Annotated in this window: 16 protein-coding genes and 1 pseudogene; 9 read left to right on the top strand and 8 right to left on the bottom strand. The window is 39.4% G+C overall.

Annotation, left to right across the window (positions count from 1 at the left end):
• Positions 1-38 precede the first annotated feature (38 nt).
• A complete protein-coding gene (locus H6G28_RS01745) occupies positions 39-1,235 on the bottom strand; it encodes an ABC exporter membrane fusion protein (protein WP_190668527.1) in 1,197 nt (398 codons plus the stop codon).
• Between the two features lie 599 nt (positions 1,236-1,834).
• Between H6G28_RS01745 and H6G28_RS01740 the strand changes: the two genes are divergently transcribed.
• The gene (locus H6G28_RS01740) at positions 1,835-2,452 is read left to right on the top strand and encodes a TetR/AcrR family transcriptional regulator (RefSeq protein ID WP_190588203.1); all 618 of its coding nucleotides are present in this window, start codon (positions 1,835-1,837) and stop codon (positions 2,450-2,452) included.
• Here H6G28_RS01740 and H6G28_RS01735 read toward each other — a convergent pair.
• Together H6G28_RS01735 and tnpA are read right to left on the bottom strand one after the other, a co-directional pair.
• Positions 2,436-4,040 (bottom strand): glycosyltransferase family 39 protein, encoded by a 1,605-nt coding sequence (locus H6G28_RS01735; RefSeq protein ID WP_190668524.1) that lies wholly within the window; start codon positions 4,038-4,040, stop codon positions 2,436-2,438. The two genes, H6G28_RS01740 and H6G28_RS01735, sit on opposite strands and share 17 nt — an antisense overlap.
• Positions 4,041-4,604: 564 nt before the next feature.
• A complete protein-coding gene (gene tnpA / locus H6G28_RS01730; protein WP_190668520.1) occupies positions 4,605-5,024 on the bottom strand; it encodes an IS200/IS605 family transposase in 420 nt (139 codons plus the stop codon).
• Between the two features lie 98 nt (positions 5,025-5,122).
• Between tnpA and H6G28_RS01725 the strand changes: the two genes are divergently transcribed.
• Positions 5,123-6,328, top strand: coding sequence for an RNA-guided endonuclease InsQ/TnpB family protein (locus tag H6G28_RS01725; protein ID WP_190668517.1), 1,206 nt, complete (start codon positions 5,123-5,125; stop codon positions 6,326-6,328).
• Between the two features lie 214 nt (positions 6,329-6,542).
• A complete protein-coding gene (locus H6G28_RS01720) occupies positions 6,543-8,861 on the top strand; it encodes a cation:proton antiporter domain-containing protein (RefSeq protein ID WP_190668514.1) in 2,319 nt (772 codons plus the stop codon).
• Between the two features lie 106 nt (positions 8,862-8,967).
• Here the strand turns inward: H6G28_RS01720 and H6G28_RS01715 are convergent, their stop codons facing one another.
• Positions 8,968-9,186, bottom strand: a complete 219-nt coding sequence (locus H6G28_RS01715) for an Hfq-related RNA-binding protein (RefSeq protein ID WP_190668510.1) — start codon at positions 9,184-9,186, stop codon at positions 8,968-8,970.
• A gap of 174 nt (positions 9,187-9,360) precedes the next feature.
• On the opposite strand from H6G28_RS01715, the gene dapF reads away from it, so the two are divergent.
• On the top strand, positions 9,361-10,200 hold the full coding sequence (dapF, locus tag H6G28_RS01710) for a diaminopimelate epimerase (RefSeq protein WP_190588199.1): 840 nt from the start codon (positions 9,361-9,363) through the stop codon (positions 10,198-10,200).
• A gap of 8 nt (positions 10,201-10,208) precedes the next feature.
• Here dapF and H6G28_RS01705 read toward each other — a convergent pair whose 3' ends face one another.
• Together H6G28_RS01705 and H6G28_RS01700 are read right to left on the bottom strand one after the other, a co-directional pair.
• Complete coding sequence (locus H6G28_RS01705; protein ID WP_206758253.1) at positions 10,209-10,415, bottom strand: hypothetical protein; 207 nt, start codon at positions 10,413-10,415, stop codon at positions 10,209-10,211.
• Positions 10,416-10,591: 176 nt separating this feature from the next.
• Positions 10,592-12,751: a Tex family protein gene (locus tag H6G28_RS01700; RefSeq protein ID WP_190668504.1), complete on the bottom strand. Its 2,160-nt coding sequence runs from the start codon at positions 12,749-12,751 to the stop codon at positions 10,592-10,594.
• A 246-nt stretch (positions 12,752-12,997) separates the two neighbouring features.
• Between H6G28_RS01700 and H6G28_RS01695 the strand changes: the two genes are divergently transcribed.
• The gene (locus H6G28_RS01695) at positions 12,998-13,234 is read left to right on the top strand and encodes a hypothetical protein (RefSeq protein WP_190668502.1); all 237 of its coding nucleotides are present in this window, start codon (positions 12,998-13,000) and stop codon (positions 13,232-13,234) included.
• Between the two features lie 758 nt (positions 13,235-13,992).
• On the opposite strand, the gene H6G28_RS01690 is transcribed toward H6G28_RS01695, so the two are convergent.
• Positions 13,993-14,796 carry a PEP-CTERM sorting domain-containing protein gene (locus H6G28_RS01690; protein ID WP_190668500.1) on the bottom strand — a complete coding sequence of 268 codons (804 nt, stop codon included), beginning with the start codon at positions 14,794-14,796 and terminating at the stop codon, positions 13,993-13,995.
• Positions 14,797-15,076: 280 nt separating this feature from the next.
• Positions 15,077-17,221 carry a GumC family protein gene (locus tag H6G28_RS01685; protein WP_190668497.1) on the bottom strand — a complete coding sequence of 715 codons (2,145 nt, stop codon included), beginning with the start codon at positions 17,219-17,221 and terminating at the stop codon, positions 15,077-15,079.
• Positions 17,222-18,722: 1,501 nt separating this feature from the next.
• On the opposite strand from H6G28_RS01685, the pseudogene H6G28_RS01680 reads away from it, so the two are divergent.
• The 4 genes and pseudogenes from H6G28_RS01680 to H6G28_RS01665 all read left to right on the top strand — a co-directional run bounded on the left by H6G28_RS01680 (position 18,723) and on the right by H6G28_RS01665 (position 23,195).
• Positions 18,723-20,072 (top strand): annotated as a pseudogene (locus tag H6G28_RS01680) (glycosyltransferase family 4 protein).
• Between the two features lie 361 nt (positions 20,073-20,433).
• Complete coding sequence (locus H6G28_RS01675; RefSeq protein ID WP_190668495.1) at positions 20,434-20,862, top strand: hypothetical protein; 429 nt, start codon at positions 20,434-20,436, stop codon at positions 20,860-20,862.
• A gap of 43 nt (positions 20,863-20,905) precedes the next feature.
• A complete protein-coding gene (locus tag H6G28_RS01670) occupies positions 20,906-21,748 on the top strand; it encodes an ABC transporter permease (RefSeq protein ID WP_190668492.1) in 843 nt (280 codons plus the stop codon).
• A 187-nt stretch (positions 21,749-21,935) separates the two neighbouring features.
• Positions 21,936-23,195: an ABC transporter ATP-binding protein gene (locus tag H6G28_RS01665; RefSeq protein WP_190668489.1), complete on the top strand. Its 1,260-nt coding sequence runs from the start codon at positions 21,936-21,938 to the stop codon at positions 23,193-23,195.
• The last annotated feature ends 2 nt before the right edge of the window (positions 23,196-23,197 follow it).

The following is a 23,197-nucleotide window of genomic DNA, read 5'->3' as shown; positions in this document are numbered from 1 at the left end:
GTAATAAGAGTTAAGTAATAAATTACCCTCCTGCCTCCTCAAATTTGAATCACCACTTTCACCTGCATATTGCTGAGGGTGGCTGCTTTTTGAGTAGATGTTTTATCGAGTCGGATATGTACTTCTACGATTCGGTTATCAATGTTACTCAGAGGATCAGTATTCACGAGATTTTGTCGCCGCACTTGTAAGCCTTTGCGTTCTACGGTTCCTTGCAATTCAATGGGTAGAAAATCACCAACGATTTGGACTTTTTGTCCTGGGCTGACTTTACCGATATCGCTTTCGTAAACTTCGGCGACGACATACATTTGGCTAGTTTGTCCAATATCCGCAATGCCATCATTACCAATTAATTCCCCTGGCTGGGCGTGAATTTCAATCACTTGACCATCTTGGAGCGATCGCACGTAAGCTTGTTGTAAATTTACCTTAGCCCGATTCATTGCTGCGATGGCGCGGTTGACTTCGGCTTGGGCGGCTTCTACATCGACTTGCGGCACTTCGGTAATTTGGTCTAATGTAGCTGCGGCTTCTTGAAGTTGTTGTTCACTAGCTGCTTGAATGCGTTTTAACTGGGCTTGGGCTTCCTGGAGACTTTTTTGGGCTGTTTCTAAACTTAAACTTTTGCTATCGCGTTGGGAAACGGAAATTGCACCTTCTTTAAACAGAATTTGATAACGGTTGTTTTCAATAACAGCGTTGGCGACTTCGGCTTGTAAGCGGGAAACAGTGGCGACTTGAGCAGCAATATCACCTTGACGTTCGGCTTGGAGGCGGGCAATTTTCGCGGTTTGGGCGGCAATTTCTCCGCGTTTTGCCCCTGTTTTGGTACGATTTAGGTTTGCTTGGGCGACTTTTACTTGTTCTTGTGCTTCTTTATATGCTGCTTCTAAGCGATCGCGGTTATCTAAAATAGCAATTATTTGCCCTGCTTTTACCTTATCCCCTTCATTAATTAATAATTGTTCGACTCGACTAACTTCTGTTGAGGTCGAGGCGGAGAGTTTTATCAGTTTTCCTTTTGGTTCAATTCGCCCTAAAGCTGTGACTGTTTTGATTTCTGGTAACAGCACAGATGAACTTTGCGCTTTTTGATTAGCAACTTCCCGAAATTTCAACACAGTAAAAAAACTGCTGCCAATTACAGTTAAAGATACAATAGTCGCTATCAAAAAAGGTGGACGGAAAATTAACTGACGAGATATCGGTCTGCCTAGCTTTGAGTTCTGCACGATAGCATACCTTTGAAACCATTCCAATTGGTTGATTCAAATTCCGGTGGCAAAATAGAGTTTTGGTAAATGTCATAACCCAGTTTTGATGATTGGATATTGAAAAGAATATAGAGGTGTAAAATCACACCTACACCCTCATACCCTTACACCCTTATCTATGTAAAACCTGATGTAGATGCTCAACGGTTATTCAAGAACAATGAAGCGGGAAATATAAAACTAAACCGTATAGTTATATAATTAGGATTATACTAAACCGAGTAGTTTAGTCAAGCGATCGCGAAAAAGTATTTACTATTTAAGAGCATTGCTAAACTTACTTCCGAATCAGGTGTTACAGCTACAGGACTTCAGCAGTGAGAGGAAAAATCAAGGGTGTGAGGGAGGGTGTAAGGGTGAAGGGGTGTATGTTAGGACTTACGCAAAAAAACGAAAAAATAAGGTTTTAGTAACGGGTGCAGGGGTATGAGAGTGTAAGGGTGAAAGTATTCAAAACCCTTACACCCCCACACCCAATCCCCACAGACAATTTTGGTGCGTCAGTCCTGGGCTACAGAAAATCTTGAGAACGATTACAAAATCAGGAATATTGCAACATGGCACGCCCAAAAGCGGGAGAAATTGACCGTTCCAATTCCACAGAAAAAGTCGAAAAGATTCTCCAAGGGGCAATGCAGGAGTTTCTCGCCCACGGCTACGCGGCTACGAGTATGGATAAGGTAGCAGAAGCCGCCAACGTTTCTAAAGCCACGGTATACAGTCATTTTCAAGATAAAGAAGGTTTATTTCGGGCATTAATCGAAAAATTGGCAAGAAAGCGGTTTCATTCAATTTTAGGTACTCAACCCCTCCAAGGGGAACCTTATATTGTGCTGCGGCGGTTAGCCAAAACTGCTTTAGACCAAATGGTGAATGACCAAGAATATCAAGCATTTGAGAGGCTGTTAATGGGAGAGTCGGCGCGTTTCCCAGAATTGGCCCAGGTATTTATTGCGAGTATTGCCAAACCCGCAATTGAGACTATCAGTAAATATTTAGCGTCATGTTCGGAATTAAACATCCCTGACCCAGAAGCCACAGCCAGGATACTCATTGGTTCACTGGTGCATTTTGTGATGACCCAAGAGATTATGCACGGTAAGAATATTATGCCAATGGAGAGCGATCGCTTGATTGATGCCTTAACCCACCTCATTGTCAATTGCGCTGATTAACCGCTTGGATTTTCCATAAACCAAAAACTTGCTTTTTTCCTATATAAATAGGTTCTAGATTATAGTTAACACTCAAATATAGGCGTAAATTTCTTGATGGGTAGAACAAAAATAGATTGTCTTTTACTTGAGAAATGACCAAATTTTGAGGCTGAGTAGTTAGCTGAAAATTCACATCGGCATTGACTATATGAGTTAATCCTAAAATAGAGGGGAATTTAGCATCACTTACTAATAAAGGCTGAGAAGTTTGATTGATCACCTCAGCAACTTGATTTAATCTTAAATTATTTGCTGTACCTTTATTCCACCAAATATCAGCCGAAGAAATAATTACACCAGATATCACCCCACAGGAAATGATAAAAATCGTAATTAATCTCCAGATATTTTGCCATTTTATGCTTTGAATGGCGACTAACTTACTAGCTAAAAGATGGGCAACTGTTAATTGTATTCCTAAAAATGTTGGTATGAGATATCTCACAACTACTGAACGCCTCCCGCCAAAGATAACATCGGGAATTATTAAGCTTATGGCTGTTGTTAAAGTTAAAGTAAATATAAATAACCAAGTGGTTTTAGGTGTTGAACAATAGAGATAGTAAAGTCCATAACCAATCAAAACTATCAATGCTAACGTAAATGGTATCAACCAAATTATTGTTTTAAATGGTGTATTTTCATTAATAATTACCCAATCAAGAAAAATTCGCGTGATATTTAGCAGCCATCTCCCAATGAATGCGGGTAAACTCGTTGCTTCGGTTATCCAATCTAACCTTTGAATTCTGCCAGAGATTTTACCTTGATAAATAACTATCAGCCAAGGAATAAAAGCGACAATAGCGGCTGTGACAGATAATAAATAAGCAATTAATGACGGAGTTTTTTTGAACCCATTAATACCTAATATATAAATACCATGACCAAGCACCACAAAAATTGAGAATAAAAATGTGTAAAAACTCAAAATTAGGGAAATTGTATAAATAACCCAACTAAGCAATGTTTTTTTTCTTAAAGCTAAGAGAATTGTGTAGTTAGCAATAATAATAGTTAACGTCCATAAACTATATTCTCTAGCTTCCTGAGCATATAATAAATGAAACGGCGATATGGCTATCAGTGAAACAGTTATCCATCTTGTTAAAGATGATGTAAATAGTTCTCGGCATAAATAATATACGCTGACTAAAGAAAGTACACTAATGACGGCAGATAAACTCCTAATTATAGCGACCGAATTACCAAACCAAGCTGACCAAAACCATGCCAAAATATAATACAGTGGTGGATGTTGAGAATCTTCTATAGCCAGCCGCGTAATTGCACTACTGACACCTTGGGTTGGATTGATTTGTTGATATTGTTTTAACATGCCAACATTAACAATTTCACCATGATAAAATTTGTCAACAATTTCTGTACTGGGATGACCAGAAAGCCATAATGAAGTATAAACTTCATCATTCCAATAAACTTTGCCATCAAGGTTAATAAACCGGAAATAAATTCCTAAAAACAAGATAGAAATAACAAGAACTTTTAGCCAGATATATTCTTGTTTGTAATGTAGAATTTTCATGGTTAGAAAAATGAGAGAGTATTTACCAGGACTTACGCACCAAAATTGTTTGTGGGGATTGGGTGTATGGGTGAAAGGGTATGGGGTGTAAGGGTTTTGAATACTTACACCCTTACACCCTCATACCCCTGCACCCTGTTCTAAAACCTTATTTTTTCGTTTTTTTGCGTAAGTCCTATTTACAAAGTCAGGTTTTAGCTGAATGCACTGCCGTAAAACCTAAATTTTACTCATCCGGTCGTCAGTACACTACCGGAGAAATACTCTCTCTGGCTGGATTTCTTCAGCTAACTATTGAAATAAAATTGGAAAAAGTGATTTTTTATACACTTTTTTGGATATTTCAGTGTAAAGCAAGCGGTTATGCTGATGAAGGTACTGCAATTAACCGCATCTCTAATTCAATATGAGCCGTTACCAGCCATAAACGATGTAGGTTGATTCTTGAGGGCTGACGCAAGAAAACGAAAAATTGAGCTATTCCCGTCAGCAGCCCCACGCCGTCCCGAAGGGCGGCGATGGGAAGAATGACGGGGCGATGACGAACACGCCCCCGAATTAATGTCAGCCGCTAGGCTGACGGGATGAGTGGGGTGGGTGAGGAATCGCCAATTGGTCTTGAACACAAGTCGCGGAGTCTTGGTTTTGCACGTATTGTTTTAAAACCTCGACAGTCACCCCACCGCACGAAGCAATGAAGTAGGCACTATTCCAGAACACAGGTTTATCCCAGTAGACACGCTTAATCTCTGTCAAAAAACATGAGCGAATTTGTTGACTTGTGTAGGATTTTAAGGCGTTGACAAACTTTGATAATTGCATTTGGGGATAGTACCGGAATAACAGGTGAACATGGTCACTTTCGCCATTAAATTCAATGACCTCACAACCCCATTTCTGGGATATGTGGTTAACTAATTCACCTAATCGAATCAACATGATTGGTGTAATTACTTTCCTGCGGTACTTGGTAGTCAAAACCAAATGTTACGCTAAGGCAAACCATCAAACTTTGCAAAATCACAAGATCCACAGTTGAAAATTTGGCCGATTTATTTGAACCAGAGAAAGATTAGACAAGAATGCGAATAGCCTACCAGTACCGTCTACGTCCAACCAAGCAACAGATAGCCACGTTTGAACAATGGCTAGAATTGTGCCGTCGTCAATATAATTATCGACTTGGTGAACGGTTCAACTGGTGGGAGCAAAATCGATGTGACATTGATCGTTGTTCATTGGAAGTTTGTCACCTGCCACAGTTAAAAGATAAGCCCAGTTACTACAGCCAAAAGCGCGAATTAACCAACACCAAAACTCTGTTTTCTGACTATAAAGAACTTCCCTCACATACGCTACAGGACGTAATCGCACGGGTTGAAAAGACATTTGACCGTTGGCTTAAGGGCGATAGTAATGGTAAAAAATCAGGTCGTCCACGCTTTAAGGGTCAAGGGCGTTATCGTTCATTAGCGTTTCCCGACCCCATCAAACCAGAACACATACAGGGTAAATTCATTCAGTTACCCAAAATCGGCAAAGTCAAAATGATTTTGCACCGTCCTATCCCTGACGGTTTCAAAATTAAAACCGCCACGATTACCTGTAAAGCTGACGGATGGTACATCAGTCTTAGTTTGGAAGATGTGACAGTGCCTAGCACTAAAACTGATGTCATCCCCGCGCTGGATAACACTGTGGGTATTGACATGGGGTTGAAATCATTCTTGGTTACAAGCGACAATCAAGAAGTACAAATTCCCCAGTATTACCGCAAAGCCGAGAAGAAACTGAAACGGTTACAGCGTCAATTATCCCGTAGAAAAAAAGGGTCAAAACGTCGTCAAAAATCTATTAAACGTGTTGCAAAATCTCATTTAAAAGTTGCTAACCAGCGCAAAGATTTTCACTATAAAACAGCGATATGGTTATTCACTAAATCTCAGGTCATCGCACATGAAAACCTAAATATCAAAGGACTAGCAAAGTCCATGCTTGCCAAGTCCGTGACTGATGCTGGATGGGGTCATTTTCTACAAATTCTCAACACCAAGGCTGCAAGTGCTGGGTGTTTGGTAGTAGCGGTAAACCCTAACGGCACAAGTCAAGAGTGTTCTGACTGCGGGGCGATAATTCCCAAAGTGCTTGCTGACCGATGGCACAGTTGCCAGTGTGGTGCTAGTTACGACCGTGACCACAACGCGGCGCGAAATATAAAACACAGGGCGGCGGGGCATCCCGTCCTTCAAAGCTCAGGAAATGTCCGACGGGTTGCCGGGAGTCACTGAGAAGCCCCCGCCGTCCCGGAGGGCGGCGCGGGGAGTATGTCACTCTTCAAGGTATTCCAAACCCTTACACCCGTCCCAAGCAACAATCTTTGGCTGTAAGTCCTGGAAGAAGAAAGCACAAATTTTGTGACCTCTATGCCAACAATTTAACCCCCAGATAGATAAAAATTTGTATGCTGAAGTTAACAGGTCTTAATAGTTCTTTTTAAAGATTGTGCAAGAAGATTTTAGATTAATCGTCGATTTAGTATTAGTTTTGGGAGTCGCAGCCTGTGGGGGGTTGTTGGCATCCCTGTTAAAACAACCAGTGCTGTTGGGGTATCTCATCGGCGGAATGGTTGTTGGGCCTGCGGGGCTAGGACTGATTAAAGAGGTTATTCAAGTAGAAACTTTGGCACAGTTCGGGGTAGCCTTCCTTCTATTTGCCTTGGGCGTGGAGTTTTCTTTTGCAGAATTAAAAAAAGTAAAAGCGATCGCTCTTGGTGGAGGTGGACTACAAATCGCCTTGACAATCTTAGTCACAGTGGTGGTGTGTGGCTTAACGGGTGCTTGGGGCAGTTTACCCGCTAAAGGTGTATTCCTGGGGTCAATTCTTTCTTTATCTTCTACCGCCGTTGTCCTCAAATGCTTGATGGAGCGCAACGAAACAGAAACGCCCCACGGACAGGTAATGCTGGGGATTTTGGTAGTACAGGACTTAGCTTTAGGGCTAATGCTGGCTGTTTTACCTGCGCTGCACGCACCAGCAGAAGTGATTGGTGTAGCTGTACTCACAGCCTTGGTACGGATTGGCTTATTTGCGGCTGGGGCAGTTGTGGCTGGTATTTGGCTGATACCGCCATTGTTGCGAATGTTAGCCCGTACGGAAAGCCGGGAATTATTTTTACTCGGTGTAGTGGCTTTGTGTTTAGGTATTGCCCTACTTACAGAATATTTGGGCTTATCAATTGAAATGGGGGCGTTTGTCGCCGGCTTGATGATTTCTGAGGTGGAATACGCCGACCAAACCTTAACTTATGTAGAACCGCTACGAGATATTTTTGCTAGTTTATTCTTCGCCGCCATTGGGATGCTGATTGACCCGGTGTTTTTGTGGAACAACCTGGAATTAATTTTAGGGTTAGTGGCGTTGGTGTTTGTGGGTAAGTTTTTGATTATTACGCCCTTAGTGAAACTCTTCCGCTACCCGTTGAAAACAGCTTTAATTGCTGGGTTTGGACTGGCACAAATTGGGGAATTTTCCTTTGTGTTGGCTAGTGAAGGTCAAGCATTAGGGTTGGTATCTCGACGTATATATTTACTCATTTTAGGAACTACAGCCGTTACCCTGATATTGACTCCTTTTGTGCTGCGGCTATTACCATTTTTGTTTAACTTTGCCGAATCGATGCCTTGGCTGAAACCTTATTTAGCAGGAGAAGGTGAAGCCAGAGATGTATCGGAAGAATTACCTGTAAAAGACCATATAGTTGTTTGTGGCTATGGGCGGGTAGGTAAAAATTTGGTGAAGTTATTGCAACAGCATGACTTACCTGTGGTAGTCATTGACCAATCCGAAAGCCGGATTCAGCAGTTACGAGATGCGGGTGTAGCTTATGTTTATGGTAACTGTGTGAGTTTTCACGTTTTAGAAACCGCAGGCGTAAACCATGCGAAAGGAATGGCGATCGCACTTCCTGACCCTATGAGTACTCGTCTGTGTTTAAAACGCGCTTTAGAATTACATCCAGAATTAAATTTGGTTGTTCGCGCCACCCAAGACAAAAATATTGAGGTGCTTTATCAATTAGGGGCGCGGGAAGTTGTTCAACCAGAATTTGAAGCAAGCTTAGAAATGGCAACTTATTTATTAAACGATCTAGGCTTCTCACAATTTATCGTCCAGCGAGAAATGCAGCAAATCCGCAACGATCATTACTTGGATCTGCGCCCAGAACGTTCTGCTTCTGAGGTTTCCCGCGATTTAGACCAAGCCACCCGCGACTTAAATCGGCGCTGGTATCCCTTACCTGCAACTTCACCTCTCATTGGCATGAGTTTAGAAGAAGCGGATATGCGTTACTTAACAGGGGTCAGCTTGATGGCGATTCGCCGCGCTAATGGCACAGAAATCGACTATCCCAACAATCTCACAAAATTAGAGGAAGGCGATCGCTTATTAGTGGTTGGCGAATCAGAAGAACTAGCAGCCTTAGAAGAATTTGCCCAAGGTAAAATAGCTGTTCCCGGAGAAAATAGTGCTTGTCAATGGATAGCAGTCGAGGCTGATTCTCTCGTTGAGAATAAAACCCTGGCTGACTTAAAAAATCACGAAAAACCATTACAAATCCAAGCACTGCGACGAGATGGTAAGTTTATTCGCCGCCCTGACGAAAAAACAGAACTGAAAGTTGGCGACCAAGTATTATTATGTGGTAGCTTACCCAGTCTGAATCAACTACAATCTTTATTCACCACAGCCAACAAAATACCTTTGTCTATCCCCATAGCCAAAGCGAGTGAAGCACAAACCATCAAAGAGTTTCTGTCTTGAAAGTGCTGAGTTGAGAGTGCTGAGTGCTGAGTTTTGAGTGCTGAGAAAAAATACTAGCCCCTAGCCTCTAACCTCTAGCCTCTAGTCCCTAGCCTCTAGCCCCTAATCAACCCTTGGGTTGAAGATAGACGATCGCTTGTTTCCAAATGGTTGTTTGCTGGCTGTTTTCATCGGCAATACAAACACAACCGGGGTCTTGCCATAAAATCTTACCTGTCAACAAATCGCCTGTGACTAGTTTGAACTCAACTACTGCGGCTTGTTTAATCAGGTTCTGTACTTGGCGAATGCTTGGCAATGAAGTATCAAAATCAGTGGTCGCCATGTTTGATGATGGTTTATGCACAATAAAAAATGTTTTCTGTAAGGAGTTGTAAAGTATGAATTATTGATTATGAAGGATAAAATTTCATCCTCGCCTGCGGCAAGCCACCCAAAGGGTGTCTACATACTTTACACTTCATACTTTCCTAATCATTGATAATTCATCATTAGCAAAATGGCAATTGAATTTACTAAGTATCACGGTCTAGGCAACGACTTCATTTTAATTGACAATCGCGGGGCAGCCACGCCAGTTCTCACACCAGAGAAAGCCGTTGAGTGGTGCGATCGCCACTTTGGTATCGGTGCAGATGGTGTAATTTTCGCCTTACCAGGAAAAAACGGTACTGATTACACCATGCGGATTTTTAATTCTGATGGTTCAGAACCAGAAATGTGTGGTAATGGGATTCGCTGTTTAGCGGCATTTCTCGCCGATTTAGAAGGTATATCCCGCACTCAAGATAAATATCGCATTCATACCTTGGCGGGGACAATTACACCCCAACTAACACCGGATGGTCAAATCAAGGTGGATATGGGTTTACCACATTTACTAGCTGGCGAAATTCCGACTACCCTGGGTGTGGCTGATGCCAAAGTGATTAATCAACCCCTAGAAGTCGCTGGACAAACTTGGGAAGTAACCTGTGTGAGTATGGGGAATCCCCACTGCATCACTTTTGTGGAAGATGTCGCCGCCATTCCCTTAGAAACCATCGGCCCAAAGTTTGAACATCACCCAGTGTTTCCCCAAAGAACCAACACCGAATTTATTCAAGTGGTAAGTCGTGACTACCTAAAAATGCGGGTATGGGAAAGAGGCGCAGGAATTACATTGGCTTGTGGTACAGGTGCTTGTGCTTCTTTAGTGGCTGGTGTGTTAACTGGAAAATGCGATCGCGCCGCGACTGTAGAATTACCAGGAGGTTGCTTAGAAATTGAATGGTCAGAAATTGACGAACGAATTTATATGACTGGCCCCGCCGAACGAGTGTTTAAGGGTACTGCTTGAAGCAGAATTTAGAAGTCACGCGGTGTGAAACTTTCTCTCCAACTTAACCCCCAACCCCTTCCCTGGTAGGTAAAGGGGCAAGATTCAAAGCCTCTTTCCTTGTAGGGGCTACCGTGTACACACAAGTCAAAAATTTTCATGTTCAACCACATCCCGCCTAGAACTAAAGTTCCAGGCTCATAGCCAAAGTCCACAAAGCGTGGACTGTCAGACATTTTTAGTTGAGTCATCTTGAGATGACTTGCGCTATGAGGCTCGGAATTCATTCCGAGGCGGGACAGATGCACTACACGAATATTTGTGTGTACACCGTAGCGGTTACTCAGCAACACCAGTTCGCTCAAGTCGGCACAGAGAGCCGCGCGACTGGCTGCTCAGCACTCAGCACTCCTCATTGCTTAACTGCTTTCATTGACAAACTAATCCGTTTTAATTTCTCGTTCACTTCCAAGACTCTCACTTTGACAACTTGTCCCACCTTGACGATTTGTTTGGGATCTTCCACAAATCTATCGGCAAGTTGGGAAATATGTACTAAACCATCTTGATGTACACCAATATCAACAAATGCACCAAAATTGGCAACATTTGTGACTATTCCTTCTAATTCCATCCCTATTTGTAAATCTCTAATTTCTTTGATGCCTTCTTTAAAGGTGGCATATTTAAATTCGGCGCGGGGGTCTCGTCCTGGTTTTTCGAGTTCGCTGAGGATATCCCGTAATGTCGGTTCACCAATGGTATCGGTGACATATTTTTTCAGATCGAGTTTTTTGAGTTTTTCCGCAATTTGACTGACTTGATTTAATTTAACGTTGAGGTCAGATGCGATCGCTTCTACAACTGAGTAACTTTCAGGATGCACAGCCGTATTATCTAAAGGATGATCACCATTGCGAATCCGCAAAAATCCGGCGGCTTGTTCAAAAGCTTTCGGCCCTAATTTCGGGACTTTCAAAAGTTGGCGGCGATTTTTAAAGGCACCATTTTGATTGCGATAGGTAACAATGTTGTTGGCAACTGCGGCTGTAATCCCAGACACAAACGTTAAAAGTTCTTTAGAAGCTGTATTTAAATCTACACCCACAAAGTTGACGCAGCTTTCTACTGTTTCATCTAGTTTTTTTCTCAACAGTTTCTGATCAACATCGTGCTGATATTGTCCCACACCAATAGATTTGGGATCTATTTTGACTAATTCTGCCAAAGGATCTTGCAAACGGCGACCAATACTAATCGCACCCCGCACTGTCACATCTAAATCAGGAAATTCTTCTAACGCTACTTTGCTGGCAGAATATATTGATGCACCAGATTCATTCACCATTACTTTAATTGGTTGACGGTCGAGAGTTTGTAATACTTGGATGACAAACTCATCAGTTTCCCGCGAAGCTGTCCCGTTACCAATCGCAATTAGCTCAATTTGATATTTTTCAAGCAAATTTTTAATCGTTTGTGCTGCTTTTGTGCGTTGTTCTGCTGCTTGGTGGGGGAAAACTGCCTGATACTCTAAAAATTTGCCTGTTTCATCTAAAACAGCTACTTTACATCCAGTTCTAAATCCCGGATCTATCGCTAAAGTCGGTTTCATCCCCGCAGGTGCAGACAGCAATAACTCCCGCAAATTAGCCTCAAAGGTTTTGATCGATTCTATGTCTGCATAATCTTTTTTGGTAGAAATTACTTCTGCCGTCAGAGAGGTTTTCATCAGCCGGTTAAACGCATCTTTCAGCATCGTCTGATAAAAATCTCGAATATCTCTGACTTTGGTGCGAATTACTTGAGATTCGAGATAACCAAGCACATAATCTTCATCAAAATTAATATCAAAGCTTAATATTCCCTCCGCTTCACCCCGACACAATGCCAACATATTGTGGGGAGCAATATTTTTGACTTTGATTTGATAATTGCGGTACATCTCAAATTTAGTTGTACCTTCAGGATGATCATCTTTAATCCGAGAAACAAAAACTCCAGCTTCTAGGAAATAGTCACGCAAATAAGCCCGCAGTTCAGCTGTTTCAGCTACTGCTTCAGCAAGGATGTCGGCTGCACCTTTTAGCGCCTCATCTGCGGTTTTTACACCTTTCTCTTCAGAAATATACTTGCTTGCTTCTGCTGCTAAAGATGCAGCTACACCATTTTTAATATTGAGAGATTGAATAAACTCAGCTAAAGGTTCTAATCCTTTTTCTTTGGCAATGGTGGCACGGGTGCGGCGCTTTGGTCGATATGGTAAGTATAAATCCTCAAGTTCGGTTTTTTGTTGACAAGAGATAATTTGTGCTTTTAACTCATCAGTGAGTTTACCTTGTTCGGCGATCGCATTTAAAATTACAGATTTTCTTGCCTCTAATTCTGTTAAGTAATTGTACTTATCAAACAAATCGCGCAATTGCACTTCATTCATTTCACCAGTGCGCTCTTTGCGGTACCGTGCAATAAACGGAATCGTTGCACCCTCCGCCAAAAGTTCCAGCGCGTTCTGCACCTGATAAGGTTTAAGCTCTAGTTCAGCTGCTAAGAGTTGAGGAATGTTCAGCATTGGGTATCTAAGGGAAAAACGTTACTTCTAAAGGTAATATCCTAGATAGATATTATAGTGACAGCACTGAGTGTTAAACTTATTTACTAGACAATTACGGAATCTTGATTTGCTGACTGTTTCTTTATTTAGAGTATTGTGAAGAAAACATCTTTAGATGTAAGATTGACAGCAATCATTATGAATAAAACTTTAAATTAAAATTTCTTAATCCTTGGCATCTTAAATTTTAGGAGAAGAATTGCAATGCCTTTGATTTTTTTAATCCCTTTATTCACTGGTTTAGCAACTGGTTACTTATCAAAAAAATGTAGCGATGAACTAGCTTACTTAACTGGCGTGTTTACTATTATCAGCCTAGTAGTCAGTCTAGTCTTAGCACCTTGGCAAATCCAGCTATTACTGTTGGTAGTTGTATTTGTCAGCACTAATAAACTTTTACGAGATAACGATAAAAATTATACGCATGTCAGTAAGAAATAAGTAGAAATTATTAAGTGATAAGAAGATGCGATCGCTACCAGATTCATTGATGTTTGCATAGATGTTTTATGTATACATCAAGAGTATAGTCTGCGATCGCTTTCCATAACAGCAACATTCAACGTTCTCAAAATTTTAATTAATATTGGAAGGAATAGCTGTCATCCAAATTCTCTAAAATCTAGAACCTTATACCCCAATAAGGTTCAGTTAAGAGAATAGTAGGCTGGGTGTAGCGATAGCGAAACCCAACAAAGTATGAGTGAATGTTGGGTTCCGTTCCTCCACCCAACCTACACAAATCTAAGTTGTTGCCTTAACTGAACTGTATTGCCTTATACCCTATCTGACTTTATTGGGATTTACGCAAAAAAATTCTCACACTCTCATTCCTCTGTGAACTTTGCGTCTCTGTGGTGTGATTTTCCGTAGCCTGGGCGTAAGTCCTGTTTGTTAATTATAAATAATGAAGAGAATATTGGTCGTTTAACAGGGTATATTAATTCGCCTACAAGCAAATTTCAGAAAATATTTCTAATAAATTCAGGTTTTGAATATTAATAATCAATATTTGACTGCTTAAATTTTTTATTTAAAATTTACAAATAAAATAGAAAACACACCAAACTTTTATTTGAGAAGTTTAGGTCAAATTTGACTTTTCCTCATTATTGTAAGATGTCTATTAGGTAAATGACACATTCTTGAGAAAATCTAGCCTTGCTTAATTAGCGTAATCAAAGTTATTTGAACTGCGATTAAACTGTTACTTTTGCTTTTTTGTTGCCATATCTACGTTTTAACGCACCCAGTCCTACAGTACCTACACCAAGACCAAGCATAGTGATTGGTTCGGGAACAGGCTGTGGGTTGGGGTTATAATTGGCATTGTAAAATGTGTCACTTCCCCCACCGGGAAAACTAATAACATGAATAGCTAACTGCAACTTACGATTTATGAGGGCATCAATCACATTATTATAGTTTGCAGTAAATTGAAATCCCAACGTTTCTCCACTTTGAACTGCGGCCGCGTTACCTGCATTTTGTTGCCCTCCAGTTACTCTTGTTCCACCAAAAGTTTCACCATCCCATCCTGGAATATTATTACTTTGTGGTGAATTGGGAAGACTTGTGTTGAAATTGACATAACTGCCAGCGTTACTTACATTAGGCGTAACACTAGACAAAAGACCACTTATACTAGGATCAACACTGAAAGCAACATCTCTAATAGCAGTACTTTGTGAAGCAGGACTATTGTTGGAAAAACTAAAAAGAACTGTGCTTGCAGTGTTTTGAGTCACATTTACTGAAAAGTTACCTACATAAATGTCATTAACTTGCTGTGCAGAATCTGCTGGAAAGACATTCTGAAAATTGACAGTAATAGCAGCAGCCGGTCTAGCAGCAGTTGTAACAACTGCTATGCTTGTTCCTACTAGCAAAGTAGAAAGAAGTGAAGTATGCTTCATTAAGTTTATTGGAACCCGAAAAGACAATGCCTTAAAAATATACTGTCCAATTTTCAGTAAATCAATAGGTATAGTATTTAACTTCATCAAAAATTTATCAAAATAAAATATTCAGTTATTTTAAAATTTAATTGGTTTTCATAAATCACAAACTATCCATTTCCCTCAACACTAGTGCATATTGTGAGGAATCAAGCTGATACAGAACAAGCTCTATAAGAACATAAGGCTGTTAGTAGCAGTATGTTTAGTTAACTTGCTATCAAAGCAAAATATCTTAGAACATCTGTGCATGAAATCTATATAAGGGTGTATTAGCTTGATTGATACAACAAGCTACTAATATCATGATTTTACAAACACTTTTTTAACTGTTACTAACCACACCCAGTATATTCAACGGTAAAATCCTTAAATAATCTAAAGCTTGCTCTATCACGGAAGCATCCGTTTTACCTACCCTCACCACCATCAAAACCCCATCCGTATAAGGTGAAAGTACACTAACATCAGACAGCCCAAAGAAGTGAGGAGCATCATAGATGACTAAATCATAATCATCCTGAAAATCTGCCATTAATTGCTTCATTTTTTCAGAAGCCAGTAATTTAATTGGATCATCAGGTGCGGGGCCAGCCGTGATCAAAGATAATTGCTCCATAGAAGGTAGTTTGTGAATGACTTCACTGACTGGTAAATTTGTGGATAGTAAACTACTTAATCCCCATAAATTCTTTAAATTAGCTAGGTTGTGAACCATCGGTTGGCGAAGGTTGGCATCTACTAATAGTACTCGTAGCCCCATTGCTGTAGCTGTTTGAGCTAGATAAAAAGCAACGATAGATTTTCCATCGCCAGGCGTAACCGAACTAACAACCAAAGAGCGTACTTGAGAATCAGGTTTAATTTGTTGAATATTTGTATATAGGAATCTTAACGCATCTAAAAATTCAGTTGAATAACTGCTATATTCCTGAGCAATTGAAATATCTGTATCTTGACTACCTTCTAGTAAAGAATTAAATATCTTAATCGGAAAAAACTTTGATTTGGAAGTTCGAGATTGAAGGGCTTTAACTTCATTATCAAAAGGCACATTTCCCAATAAGGGAAAATTGATTTTCTTTTTCAGCTTGATCACACTATGGTAAGAGTTATCTATTTTTTCTAGTAATAAAGCAACTCCAATACCTGCTGCTAGACTTATAAAAAAGCCTATAATTAAATTTCTGACTCGACTAGAAGCAGTTACAAGTGATGGCTGAAGAGGCGGTTGGATTAACTGCCATCCTAATTCTGTTTGAGATATTTGAATTTCCAAATTCTCGCGGGTTGATAAAAACCGATTCAAACTCTCATTCGCAAACTGTAATTTGCGTTGTATCTCCGTATATCTCCGTGCTAAAATTGGCACTTGCTTACGTTGTTGTGCTACCTGTGTTTCGAGTTTGGCAATTTCGTTGCTTTGTAAATCCAAAGATTGAAGCTGAGTTTTTAACTCGGCTTCTCTTACGCTTAAAAAGCGTTGTCCTTCTTGTTGCAATACTGGTATCAAACTATCTCTTTTTTCTTTCAGAGTTTGCAGTTTTGGGTTAGCATCTTGCAAAATGGTTGACTCTGTAGCAATTTGGGAGTTTAACTCCGTTACCTGATCTAAAAGTTTTTGATATAAAAAAGCAGTATTGAGTACTGTTGTTTTTCCGTTATCTGACTGGAGCAGACTTAACTGATTACGGACTTGCGTTAACTGTAGATTAATATTCTGTCGCGCCTCAGCTAGAGAATTAGCTTGTTTATCCAGCAAATCTCCTTGATTATCTGGATTGTTAAAATTGTATCTTTGACGAAAAATTTGCAGTTCTTGTTGAATTTGATTAACTCGGCTTTGTATCGATGGCAACTGTTTATCAATAAATTGCAGCCCTTGACGCAATTTGGTTTGTCGTCTTTTTTGGCTATATTCTATATAGTCTTTTGAAATTACATCTAATACTGCTTTAACTTGATTTGGGTCTTCTGATCGATAGCGAATGTCTATAATCTTGGTTTCACCTAGCCGATTAATCGTCAACGCTTGTAGTAAAGATTGATAAGTGATATTTGGATAAGAAACTCGCAACTGCTCAAGAATATTAGTCATCAATTCAGGACTTTTGAGGACTAATATTTGACTATCGTAGTCAAGGGTTGAAGTTTTAGGATTATTATCTTGAACAATATTTACTGATTCAGTATCATTGTTAATCGGTTCCACTAACATTAAAAAGTTACTTTCATATTCTCTTGGCTGCTTACTGAGCATGACATTCACAACCACAAAAGTCATGACAGCCATCGATACTCCCACTATAACTAGCGATCGCCGTTTTAATACGTTGAGCCAGTCCTTGATACTAAAATTTTCTTCTTCTTCTTCACCCCAGTTAACAGGCATTGCTTGTGGTTGCGGTGATAATGGCTTATATTTGCCATTTTGTTCAGCGTTTAAGCTGGGATATGATTGTTCACTCATTTTCGTCACTTAAATTATGTTTTAATTATTTTTAAGAATAATGATGAACCTTCCAGTATAATATTGTTTCTGTCTCTGTAACACACATAAGTAAATCTGTGTTCACCATTAATTATTTAGTAGTTAGCTATTGAATCATAGATAAATACTTGTCCAAATAAAAAAGTAGTGTATTATACGTTTTGCTTTGATCAGTATTGTGGTAATCGATAAAATCCCATATAGAGTATCTACACAGATTCTAATTGATACAACACATCTGTATTATAAAGATTTAATTATTCTATATGTAGATACCTTGATACGCGCGTAACTCAGAGATTAGCTCAACATCAATTACTCTGATTCCGAGACAAAATATTTGGACGGTACTGAAGGGATAAGCTTTACATCAATTGCCTCCCCATCACTGGTACGATGACGAAGCAAATTAAGTACTACCACAATTTCAATAATAAATAAGTTCATATAGGAATACGGTTTGATTCCTGAATCTAGTTGTGTGGTGCGCGTTCGCAAAGCGTCTCGCAGAGAAGCGAAGCGCAAGCACGATACGTAGGGAGTAGGGAATGGGGAGTAGGGAGTAGGGAGTAGGAAAGAAGCCTGCTCTGGGTGTACTGATTTTTTTCCCAAATCAAATATGAGTCCTAAAGTCTGGTTTGAATCGCTAACACTCAACTAGTCACCCCAATGTTAATTATACTACTAAGGGGTTTAGGCTGTATAATCAACCTCCCTACAGAATCAACTATTTACCTGCTACTTAAGCTGGTTTGGTAGCTATTTTTGGATTCTGTAATATTTACTTCATATAAAGTTTAATACAAAGCTAAAACAGCCTTTTATGAAGAAACATCTGAAAAATCTTCTGAGAAAATGAACTTTCTATGAAGGATACCAGTTACCTTTAAAACATGGTATCTTATATTTCGTGATCACACTTACGTAAACTAAAGATATTTTGATTTCAATTAGGAGGAAAACCAATACTTAAGAGAAATTTATTAAGTAGTAAAAATAAGTAATTACAAAAAAAAGCAAAAAATCATAAAAGAGGGTGACATCCATTTAATTATTGTAAGCTTGCATACTTTTTAAGAAGTAGTAGTATATTGAAAAATAGTGGTGATTTTTATGTAGCTTAAAACAGCTAACAAATGAAATAGTAGTCACTTTCACATAGTAGAATGCTTGACTGGCGATCAACATAAATCCTTTATCTGGCAAATAGTGACGGTTATTCTTGCTTTTTATTGCTTCTATGTGTTCCCAATTTTGAGAAAAGTATTGAACTCAGAACTATAGCTAGATAGCCTAAATAAACTAAAAAATATTAGGTGAATCACAGAGGATACTAGTTGCAAATCAAAGATCCTCTATGAACCTGGAAAAAAAATCATCAGTCAATATAAGCAATATTTTCAGTTATTAGGATTAATGACTTAGGCAGTTCGGGAGTGTCGTAAACAAAATTTTAAAATTATCCCGTAGGACACAGCCGATGAAATTAAATGAATGGATTAATAACAAATTTGTACCCTCTATTTCTATTCCCATAGAATCCGAAAACGAAGCACCTGTAAAAAGCCAGAAATCTATCAAATTATCTGTAATCACTCAGTTTTTTCCCCCTGATTATGCTGCTACAGGACAGTTGATTGAAGAACTCGTAAAACAGCTAGGGCAGCAAGGTGTAAATGTTGAGGTATTTACAAGTCAACCTGGTTATGCGTTTCAATCTCAGGCGGCTCCCGCCGTTGAATGGGTAGACCGGATTAGAATTCAACGCTCACGTACTGCTCAACTTTGGTCTGGTAGGATTCGTGGTAAAGCCGTTAATGGTGTTCTATATACTTTACGTGCATTACTATATCTGTTCCGGGCTTGGCGGCGCAACAACATATTATTAGTTACTACAGCCCCACCATTTTTACCAATTATTGGATATTTAGCTTATTTATTATTTCGACTACCTTATGTCTGCATACTTTATGATCTATACCCAGATATTGCGATCGCTCTAGGTGTAGTTTCTCCAAATAGTTGGTTAGTGCGTTTGTGGAATGAAATTAACAAACAAGTTTGGTTAAAATCTCAGGGGATTGTGGTACTTAGCCCCGCGATGAAGCAAAAAATATTAGCCCATTGTCCAGAAGTGGCTGATAAAATTGCAGTAATACACAGTTGGGCTAACCCGGAAGCAATTGTCCCAATTCCTAAGAAGGAAAACTAGTTTGCCCACGAATACAATCTAGTTAACAAATTCACTGTGCTTTATTCTGGCAATATGGGTCGCTGCCATGATATAGAAACCATGTTAGAGGCTGCAAAACAATTGCAAGATGAACCAATTCAGTTTGTGTGCATTGGAGGCGGTGCTAAACGTGAAGAATTAATCAAAGAAGTAAATCGTTTAGGGCTAGAAAATTTTACCTTCCTACCTTATCAAGATAAACAAGTACTTCCCTATTCTTTAACAGCCTGTGATTTATCACTAGTGAGTGTAGATTCAATTACAGAGGGTTTAGTTGTACCTAGTAAACTTTACTCAGCTTTAGCAGCAGGTAGACCAATTGCTGTAATTTGCTCCCAGTCTTCTTACCTTAGAGAAATGGTGGCTGAAGCTAACTGTGGGAGTACATTTGAGAATGGAGATAGTCAAGGGTTAGCGCAATTTATCCGTTTCCTCAGCCGTGACCTCCAAGTAGGCGAACGTATGGGCAAAGCTGGTCGTCAGTATTTGCGATCGCACTTCACACCAAAAGTCATATCTCAACAATACTTACGTGTTCTGCAACAGGCAATATCATCTGATGAACTTATGACCAAATCTCAGAGTAATGTAAAGTAAGCTTAGTGAGGTTATTAAAGTTTGGTAATTTCGCAATAATTATCAAATTAATAAAGCCACAAATGTTCAACTACATGGTATAAAAATATCATCAGGTAAATACAAAGTTAAAAACTTGATTGAATTAAACTGTACTTCAATAACATTAAGTTATTGATTAGAGTTTAAAAGCTGGTTTCAAGAGTTTCCAGAGTTGTGAAATAATTAACCAACAAAGGTAGCAAAACAAACAAAATTACCATTGTAATTGAACATTTTGGCTGTATTTTCAAGGAGTTGGGCTTTGATGGTCTTCTTTTGATCTCAGTCCCTCCAACGCAACCTTCCTTGCTCATAGTTGTTGTCTATACAGGAGGTGAAATTGCAGAGAAGGTGTGACCGAAATCGGAAACGTTCTAAACGACGCGGAATTTACTGTCCGATTCATGGCTGTTATCTTGATAGTGTCAGTCAGAAATATCAGATATTTGCCGATAAACCAGGTCAATTACAACAAAGGGGAATGAGTCGGCGGAATGCCTTAATTTTAGTAGCAAATCGAACAGCCGTTCCTCTCGAAGGAGAATGGTTAGAAGCTTTTTGGTGTGAACACTGCCAACAAACCAAATGGTATCACGTCCGTAAACGTGACGATCATGCTTATGAAATTTCAGCAGCACCACAAGAACTATGGCAACAAGCAACAGGAGTGATTAGTTCTCACGGAAATCCTTCCGTAAGTGAATTTACCCGCCGCAGTGCTAGGGATGTTACCTATCAAGGTCTTAATGGTTTCCAGTTTGTGACTTAAGCCTATTAACTTTTGCAAGATATTAATATTCAATCAATAACTTATGAGTAGTACAAATATTAGCTCCAAACAAGAGTTGGTGATTGAAGCGGGACGCAGTGAACAGCAGTATTGGAAAGATATATGGCGTTATAGAGAATTATTTTATTTTCTGGCTTGGCGGGACATTTTGGTCAGGTATAAACAAACTGCGATCGGTATTGCTTGGGCATTAATTCGCCCATTTCTGACGATGGTAGTGTTTTCAGTCGTCTTTGGACAGTTAGCAAAACTGCCTTCCCAGGGTGCGCCCTATCCGATTTTAGTATTCTCCGCTATGTTACCTTGGCAGTTCTTTGCTAACTCCCTTTCCGAGTGCAGCAATAGTTTGATAGGTAATGCCAATTTAATTTCAAAAGTATACTTTCCTCGCCTCATTGTGCCTACTAGCGCAGTGGTAGTTAGTTTTGTAGACTTTATGATTTCGGGGATAATTTTACTAGGATTAATGGCTTGGTATAACTATATTCCAACTTGGCGAATTGTCACCTTACCATTTTTTATTGCCATTGCATTTGCAGCTTCAATGGGTGCAGGATTATGGCTGGCTTCTTTAAATGTTAAATATAGAGATTTTCGTTATATTGTCCCATTTATTGTTCAGTTTGGATTATACATATCACCAGTAGGATTTAGTAGTACCATAGTTCCTGAAAAATGGCGGTTTTTGTACTCCTTAAACCCAATTGTTGGTGTAATTGATGGTTTTCGTTGGGCAATTTTAGGGGGAGAATCGAACTTATATTTACCCGGCTTTTTACTTTCTTTGGGCTTAGTATTTCTATTATTTATCAGTGGAATTTGGTACTTCCGCAGAATGGAACGTACATTTGCAGATGTGATTTAGAGGAACAAGCCGAACAAGAACAGCAACGGGCTGAATGATTGGCTCAAAGATTGCGATCGCTCGGTGTAGACCCAGATACTTTAGAATAATTTTAGGATTCGCACCGATAAGTTTTGTGATAGGTGTGCAATCAATTAAAATCCTATTTATTAACAAACAAATATATTAACTAATATCTAAAAACCTTATGTCTGACACTGTAATTCAGGTAGAAAATCTCGGTAAAAAATATATTATTGGGCATCAAACCCAGGAAAAATACACCGCACTAAGGGATGTTATAGCTAATGGTGCTAAAGGTTTATTTAAGTCATTCCAAGACCAAAAATTTAAACCTGCAAATTATCAGGAAGAGTTTTGGGCTTTAAAAGATGTCTCATTTGAAATTAAGCAAGGTGATAGAGTTGGAATTATTGGACGCAACGGTGCAGGTAAATCTACACTTTTAAAAATTCTCAGTCGTATTACTGAACCCACCCAAGGAAACATCAAAATTAAAGGCAGAGTTGCTAGTTTATTGGAAGTAGGTACAGGCTTTCATCCAGAGTTGACTGGGAGAGAAAATATCTACCTCAATGGCGCAATTTTAGGGATGAGTAAGGCAGAGATTAAACGCAAGTTTGATGAGATTGTAGCCTTTGCAGAGGTCGAGAAATTTTTAGATACGCCTGTCAAACGATACTCTTCAGGGATGTATGTGCGGTTGGCATTTGCGGTAGCAGCGCATTTAGAGCCAGAGATTTTGATTGTAGACGAAGTATTAGCAGTTGGAGATGTGCAGTTTCAGAAAAAATGTTTAGGCAAAATGGAAGAGGTTGGTAAAGAGGGGCGAACTATTTTATTTGTTAGCCATAATATAGGTGTAGTGCAAACACTTTGTAATCGGGGTATTTTTTTACAAAAAGGGTCTGTAGACACAAATGATAGTTCTTATGTAGCGATTACTAGCTACCTTAAATCTTTGGAAGCATCAGTTACAGAAAATTTATTAGATAGAATAGATCGGCGTGGTAAAGGTTTAGTCAAACTATCTCATATACAAATCACTACAGGTGATGATTATTCTTCAACAAAATTATCAACTGGTAGACCTGCTCGTTTTGTTTTTTACTTAACAGATATAAAGCCAAAACTGTCATGTATTTTTACACTTTATGATCAGTATGGACAGCCAGTTATCAACTTTAATAGTAAGATTCACGGTACACAAGATTTAACAGACTCACAAATAGGAAAAGCTTGCATTTGTGAAATTGATGAATTGGGGTTATTACCTGGACGATATCGTATGAATGTCGCTATTCTCAGTGATGGTGAATTACAAGATGCTATAGATGCAGTAACCGTTATAGATGTTGAGCCAGGAGAAATGCGAGGGCGGCCTATGGCGGTTGCTAGTGGATATGGCAACACCTGCGTATATCATAGATGGATTTTACCAGTCTAAAA

This window comes from Nostoc sp. FACHB-190, assembly GCF_014696905.1.
GTDB lineage: Bacteria > Cyanobacteriota > Cyanobacteriia > Cyanobacteriales > Nostocaceae > Nostoc_B.
The sequence above is the reverse complement of the archived record's forward strand: the minus strand, read 5'-3'. Positions and strand labels throughout refer to the sequence as shown.

Coding starts and splice junctions, on each gene's coding strand:
- H6G28_RS01735 (WP_190668524.1), bottom strand. CDS start 4,040: ATGAAAATTCTACATTACAAACAAGAATATATCTGGCTAAAAGTTCTT.
- H6G28_RS01705 (WP_206758253.1), bottom strand. CDS start 10,415: ATGTCTGACAGTCCACGCTTTGTGGACTTTGGCTATGAGCCTGGAACT.
- H6G28_RS01670 (WP_190668492.1), top strand. CDS start 20,906: ATGAGTAGTACAAATATTAGCTCCAAACAAGAGTTGGTGATTGAAGCG.
- H6G28_RS01685 (WP_190668497.1), bottom strand. CDS start 17,221: ATGAGTGAACAATCATATCCCAGCTTAAACGCTGAACAAAATGGCAAA.
- H6G28_RS01690 (WP_190668500.1), bottom strand. CDS start 14,796: ATGAAGTTAAATACTATACCTATTGATTTACTGAAAATTGGACAGTAT.
- H6G28_RS01715 (WP_190668510.1), bottom strand. CDS start 9,186: ATGGCGACCACTGATTTTGATACTTCATTGCCAAGCATTCGCCAAGTA.
- H6G28_RS01740 (WP_190588203.1), top strand. CDS start 1,835: ATGGCACGCCCAAAAGCGGGAGAAATTGACCGTTCCAATTCCACAGAA.
- H6G28_RS01700 (WP_190668504.1), bottom strand. CDS start 12,751: ATGCTGAACATTCCTCAACTCTTAGCAGCTGAACTAGAGCTTAAACCT.
- H6G28_RS01695 (WP_190668502.1), top strand. CDS start 12,998: ATGCCTTTGATTTTTTTAATCCCTTTATTCACTGGTTTAGCAACTGGT.
- H6G28_RS01665 (WP_190668489.1), top strand. CDS start 21,936: ATGTCTGACACTGTAATTCAGGTAGAAAATCTCGGTAAAAAATATATT.
- H6G28_RS01725 (WP_190668517.1), top strand. CDS start 5,123: ATGCGAATAGCCTACCAGTACCGTCTACGTCCAACCAAGCAACAGATA.
- dapF (WP_190588199.1), top strand. CDS start 9,361: ATGGCAATTGAATTTACTAAGTATCACGGTCTAGGCAACGACTTCATT.